5 protein-coding genes are annotated in these 5,964 nt (G+C 44.6%); 2 read left to right on the forward strand and 3 right to left on the reverse strand.

Annotation, left to right across the window (positions count from 1 at the left end):
• Positions 1–224 precede the first annotated feature (224 nt).
• Positions 225–986 (forward strand): Uma2 family endonuclease, encoded by a 762-nt coding sequence (locus RLO19_RS26785; protein WP_446360428.1) that lies wholly within the window; start codon positions 225–227, stop codon positions 984–986.
• Between the two features lie 156 nt (positions 987–1,142).
• Here RLO19_RS26785 and RLO19_RS26790 read toward each other — a convergent pair whose 3' ends face one another.
• Positions 1,143–2,459: an NB-ARC domain-containing protein gene (locus RLO19_RS26790; protein WP_446360429.1), complete on the reverse strand. Its 1,317-nt coding sequence runs from the start codon at positions 2,457–2,459 to the stop codon at positions 1,143–1,145.
• A 178-nt stretch (positions 2,460–2,637) separates the two neighbouring features.
• Here RLO19_RS26790 and RLO19_RS26795 point away from each other — a divergent pair, with 178 nt between their 5' ends.
• Positions 2,638–3,555 carry a glycosyltransferase family 2 protein gene (locus RLO19_RS26795; protein ID WP_446360430.1) on the forward strand — a complete coding sequence of 306 codons (918 nt, stop codon included), beginning with the start codon at positions 2,638–2,640 and terminating at the stop codon, positions 3,553–3,555.
• A 65-nt stretch (positions 3,556–3,620) separates the two neighbouring features.
• On the opposite strand, the gene RLO19_RS26800 is transcribed toward RLO19_RS26795, so the two are convergent.
• Together RLO19_RS26800 and RLO19_RS26805 are read right to left on the reverse strand one after the other, a co-directional pair.
• Positions 3,621–4,961, reverse strand: coding sequence for a TIGR03279 family radical SAM protein (locus tag RLO19_RS26800; RefSeq protein WP_446360431.1), 1,341 nt, complete (start codon positions 4,959–4,961; stop codon positions 3,621–3,623).
• Between the two features lie 61 nt (positions 4,962–5,022).
• Positions 5,023–5,571, reverse strand: a complete 549-nt coding sequence (locus tag RLO19_RS26805) for a hypothetical protein (protein ID WP_446360432.1) — start codon at positions 5,569–5,571, stop codon at positions 5,023–5,025.
• Between the last annotated feature and the right edge of the window lie 393 nt (positions 5,572–5,964).

Here is a 5,964-nt window from a genome sequence, read left to right on the forward strand (position 1 = left end):
AAAAAAAGGGGTTCTAGATATTAAGTGATATTCTAGTTGACTTCGGGTAGGACATAATTGTGTAAGACCTAATTAGAGGTGACTCGAAAGGGCGATGATTAGCTCAAGAATCTCCCGCGTTTTAACCGGGAGAGTGTCAAAAAAATGGATTTGGCAGCAAGGCGCGATCGCTCAGTAGCAAATCTGCCAATTAAACTAAAGATAGCAGTATACCATCCTTCCCGATGACCCTTGCCAAGGATTCACAACCAACAGATCAAATTACTTCCCTTAACGACACAGAGAATATTATTATTCCTCCATCTGATTTGTTGAGTGATGAACCTCCCTTGGAAAGTGATTTACATCGAGATCAAATAGAACTCCTGCTAGCTTGCCTCAAGTGGTGGTGGCGAGAACGCACGGACTTCTATGCTACAGGCAATCTTACTATCTACTTTAGCCCAGAACACATCACCACGCGAGACTTTAGAGGACCAGATTTTTTTGTTGTGTTAGGAACAGAAAATCGACCCCGCAAAAGCTGGATATTATGGGCAGAACAGGGTAAATATCCAAATGTAATTGTGGAACTGCTTTCTGATAGCACCGCCAAAATTGATAAAGACTTTAAGAAAAAACTTTACCAGGATACCTTCCGCACCCCCGAATATTTTTGGTTTCATCCAGATACGTTGGAGTTCCAGGGGTTTCTGCTTATGGCGGGTGAGTACCAACCGATAGAACCCACTAATCAAGGGTGGTTATGGAGTCGTCAGTTGGAACTGTTTTTGGGAGTTTATGAGTCAAAGTTGCGTTTTTTCAGCCCAGAGTGTCAACTCGTCGCCACACCAGAAGAGAGGGCGGAAATTGCCCAGAAACAAGCTGAAGCTGCCCAAAAACAAGCGGAGATAGAACGACAGCAGCGGGAACTTGCACAACAGCAGGTAACAGAATTACTAGCTAGACTCAAAGAGTTAGGCGTTGAACCCGATTTGCCAGAGTAGTCGGCGGTTGAAGAACGTATAAATTTAGTTGAAGTTAATTTACAAGATTTGCCATGAGCAGTAATTATACTAAATCCAGGTTTCCCACCCCAGTTATAAGATTAGTCCGCGTAGGCGGACTTTGTTTGTGTAGCAGCGATTTCAATCGCCGTGGCTTTACTCCTCCAACGGAGTCATTAATTGCAGTGTCACTTCCTGAACGGCTGGTGGTAAAATAAATCGACCCTCCGACTTCTCCACGAGCGATCGCTGACTCAGGGAACCCAGCACCCGAATCACCTCCTGGGGTGATGTGTCCCTAAACTGCTGTTGCAATGCTTTAAACGAAATCGCCTCTTTTTGATGAGCCAGATAAACCAATACTCTTTCTTCTAATTCCGATAAGCGGTCTAAAATTTCCTCGATAAAATCACTAATATCGTGGGTAAACAACGTCGTTGATAAAAAATCCGTCACATCACCATCAAAAACTTCCTTAATCGTCGTCGCCACCAGCTTGAGCATAAACGGATTACCGCGATAGCCTTGAATTAACGGTTGCCATTTTTTCTCGCCGGATAATCCTTTTTCCTTTAAAATGAATCGAGCCGCCTCTCCCAAGCCTTCTAACTTAGATGAACGAACCGGTGAGGTTTCACCTTCCAATAACGAAATTTCATTCAGTTTCTCCTGAGACGTGATTAGTACACAGCTTTGATGGGGTTCTTGTCCTAAACGTCGAAAAAAATCACCATACCCTTCATAGCTTTCTCGGTAAATCCCGGCTAATTCCCCACTTTGTAAAATCGATTCCACACCATCTAAAATGACTAAACAACGGTGTTGTCGGAAATAGTCAATCAGCCAGGAGATGCGCTGATCAGGGGTTTTAGGGATTACCGTTTCCGGTTGCTGGGATAAGTCTTGAATTAAGGCGGCGAGAAGATCAGACACAGAAGGGGCTTGACGTAGCGATCGCCACCTGACAACCTCAAACTTATCCTGTAGCTGTTTCGCCAGCTTCACCGATAACGCCGTTTTACCAATACCACTCATCCCCAACAGCGCCACCAAGCGACAGCCTTCCTGAATAATCCAGCGTTCCAGGGTTTTCAGTTCATCACCACGCCCGTAGAATACGGAAACATCCGGTGCTTCACCCCAATCTCGGCGATTTTGCGGTTGGGGTGAGGTAGGGGGACTCTGGGAAACAGGGGGAAGGTTTGGGGTATCCTTTTGCTGCTGGAGATACTCTTGATAGCGGTTAACCAAGATTTGTTGCAATTTGGTCAGTTTAACTGGACCTCTACCCGGAATTTTAAACTTTTGGTAGACTTCGCTAAGCCGCTTACGCACAGCATCTCCACTAATCTGAAGATGAGACGCGATCGCAGCCGTTCCATGACCCTCCATCGCCATAGACAAAACCTCTAATTCCGCTTTGGATAGACCCCGTTCAGTCGCAATGGTTTTGAGAAAATCCTGAGAAATCACCGTCGATGCTCACACTTATACCATACTCCACCCTTCAGTTTAACTCATATTTATGAGAATAAATGCAGTCGATTTGCGGGTGATCAGGTCAAAAAGAGGTAGCCGAACCCTAAAGACAAGAAGTCATGATAAATTTTGAAAACACTAGACGGGATTTTTACTCCCAGGCTTATTTATCATGCACGAAAGTAGCCAAGTCAACCAAAAATTATCCTCTAGCCGTAATGGTTTAGCGGCAAACTGTCCGCCATTTTCCCTCATCCTTCCCGTTTACAACGAAGAAAAAGGCATTACCATCACCATCGATCATCTCCAGAACACTCTCAAATCTATTAACGGCGAGTATGAGATTATCGCTGTTAATGATGGTTCCACCGACGGAACGGGTGAACTGCTGCGCTCCTGCTTTAATGTTAGAGTCATTGAACACCGCCGGAATCGGGGATATGGTGCGGCGCTAAAGACAGGAATTCGACAAGCTAAGTATCCCTTAATTGTGATTACCGATGCTGATGGCACCTATCCCAACGAAATGATTCCCCATCTGGTTGCTTTAACCCAAAATGCTGATATGGTTGTGGGAGCGAGGATTGGTCCTCAGGTACACTATTCAAATCTGCGGAAAATACCGAAATGGTTTCTCATTCGCTTTGCTGAATGGATCACAAATAGTCGAATTCCCGATCTCAACAGTGGACTGCGAGTTTTTCACAAGAGTGTGGTCAAACGATTTCTGAAGATACTGCCAGATACATTTAGCTTCACGACCACCATTACAGTAGCCATGCTAGCCAATAACTATATCGTACATTACGAACCCATTAACTTTTATCATCGTCAGGGGAAAAGCAAGATTAAGCCAATACGCGATACCTTGCGTTTTATTCAATTAATTCTGCGAACGGGAGTTTACTTTGCTCCTTTAAGAGTGTTTATTCCTATCGCAGGATTATTTTGGCTGGGGTTCTTTTTTACCTTTATTCAAGATATTTTTGTTCGCGAAAATCTTACGGAAAGGACACTTATTCTTTTGATTGCGGCTACCCAAATTACCATGTTTGCACTTTTAGCTGATATGCTTGAAAAACGCACTTAGTTAATGGTATAAATTTTACCTAAAATTAGGAATAGCTTTAAAATTGACTGTAAATTTTAGCCAGATTATAGTTTTCTTGCCCTACAATGCTCCAGTAATTCCTCAATTCCCTGGACAACTAAAATTTGCGTTCCTAGCTGACGACTTACCTCTGCCACCGTCATATCATCTAAAAACCTTGTATCATCATGCTTGAGCATCAGTGCAGGGAGCAAAATCCCGTCGCCGAAGTCTTTCCCTGACAATTGGTTAAGTAAATCTTGTCCGGTTAACAACCCTGTAACTGTAATCTCTTGTCCCCAATATTCACTCCGTAGCGCTGCTAGTGTTACATCCAATCCCTCAACCTTATTTAACTGCTGCAATAGAGGGATAAACGCCGTTTCCACCGCATTACCTACCACCCAGGTTAATTCTCTCTCAGGTTCTACACGGCTGGGTAACATCCGCGTTGCTGCATCTTGAAATTGTTTAATAAACTGGCGAATTGAACCCACACCATTACCAATTTGGGGATAATCTTCGTAATGAGATTCTGGCGGTAATTCCTGTTTAGCGATTAAAAACCATTCATCGGCTAACCAAGCAAAGGTAGACCCGAATTGTTGGCGAAATTTTGTTTGTAGGGATTGAACCTGCTGGATCACCTCTGCGGCTTTTTCTCGACTAACCGGAATTAATTCATCTTCTGAAGGGCGAAAGCGAGTTAATCCCACAGGAACAACGGCAACTGAAGCCACAGACGGGACTTCATTTTGTTGGAATTGGGCTAAATCTTTCAGGGTTTGTTCTAAATGAATGCTATCATTAATACCAGGACAAACCACAACTTGAGCATGAATTTGCAGTCTCCGTTCCTGAAACCATTGCAACTGGTCTAAAATCTGCCCAGCACGAGGATTTTTGAGTAATCGGCTGCGAATTTCCGGTTCCGTGGCGTGGATGGACACATACAAAGGAGATAGACGCAGGCGTTCTATCCGATTCCATTCGCTTTGAGTGAGGTTGGTTAGGGTTAAGTATGAGCCATAGAGAAAGCTGAGGCGATAGTCGTCGTCTTTGAGATATAAACTTTGCCGCTTTCCAGGGGGTTGTTGGTCAATGAAGCAAAAGGGACAGCGGTTATTACATTGGATTAAGCCGTCAAATAAGGCGGTTTCAAATTCTAACCCTACATCCTCGTCGTAGTCTTTCTCAATTTCTACAGAATGGGTTTTTCCCGCCGCATCTAGAACTTCTAATTCCAGTATTTCATCGGCACATAGAAATTGATAGTCGATTAAGTCGCGGGGAGCTGTACCATTGATCGAGACAATGGCGTCACCAGGTTCAAATCCCACCTCAGCCGCGATGGAGTTGGGAATGACTTTGTTAATTAAAGCCGGACGGATAGAAGTTTCACTCATTGGTTATTTGTCATTTGTCATTTGTCATTTGTCATTTGTCATTTGTCAAGGAACAGGGAATTCAAAATTCTAGTTCTTGAACGCCATTGGGTGTAATTTCATACCCCCACTCCGGATGCTGTGAAATTGCCCGTTCTATTTCGGGTCGAAGAATGGGATCTGCCATGAATTGGGAAACAGTTGTGGGATCGGGTCGTTGATTATAGAGACGCAGACGACGCAATGGTTTAAATCTGGTTGGGGTTTTGCTGGGATGGCAAGAATGTTTCACCAAGTCACACAATCGACGGTAGTTCTGTTGTCGTTCTTCCAGAGTATGCCCTGTATCAAAATCAGCCTCCGTAAATACAGGTAATCGAGGGGGAGTTGAGATGTTTCGAGGTTTCCAACCGTAGCGCAAGGCTTTGTTCAGATAATCATTCGGTTTCTCAAGTTCTCCCTTGGCGCAATACTCGATGAATGCTTGAATCGACGGTTCTAAATTATGAGAATAGTTGTAAATTGTTTCTTTTAACTGTTCATCATTGAGTTTAACACCTAGCTTTTCTAACTGAGCTTGGTATTGGAGAATAATATCGACGTGACCGGGATCAAGTTCTAGAAAGTCCATTTGATGATTTTTCGACTAGACACCCACTTCTAATCATAAAGGTATCTGGATGGGATTAAGGCTAAATCCCCGACTTCCCTAGTCGGACATGATCCATGATCCGTCATCACCGTCGAAGAAATCTAGCGCCTGTGTAGGGGTCTGACTTTTCACGCCATCTGGAAAAATCAACATCAAACCTAACCCCCCAGCCCCCTTCCCACCCCTTCCGCCCCCTTTTAGATCCCCCTCCCGTCCCCCTTTAGATCCCCCTCCCGTCCCCCTTTAGATCCCCCTCCCGTCCCCCTTTAGATCCCCCTCCCGTCCCCCTTTAGATCCCCCTCCCGTCCCCCTTAAAAAGGGGGAAGCCAGAGGATGCTGCGCGTTTTTTGCACGGGGGAAGCCAGAGGATGC

Source organism: Coleofasciculus sp. G2-EDA-02 (assembly GCF_040226375.1).
Taxonomy (GTDB): domain Bacteria; phylum Cyanobacteriota; class Cyanobacteriia; order Cyanobacteriales; family Coleofasciculaceae; genus Coleofasciculus.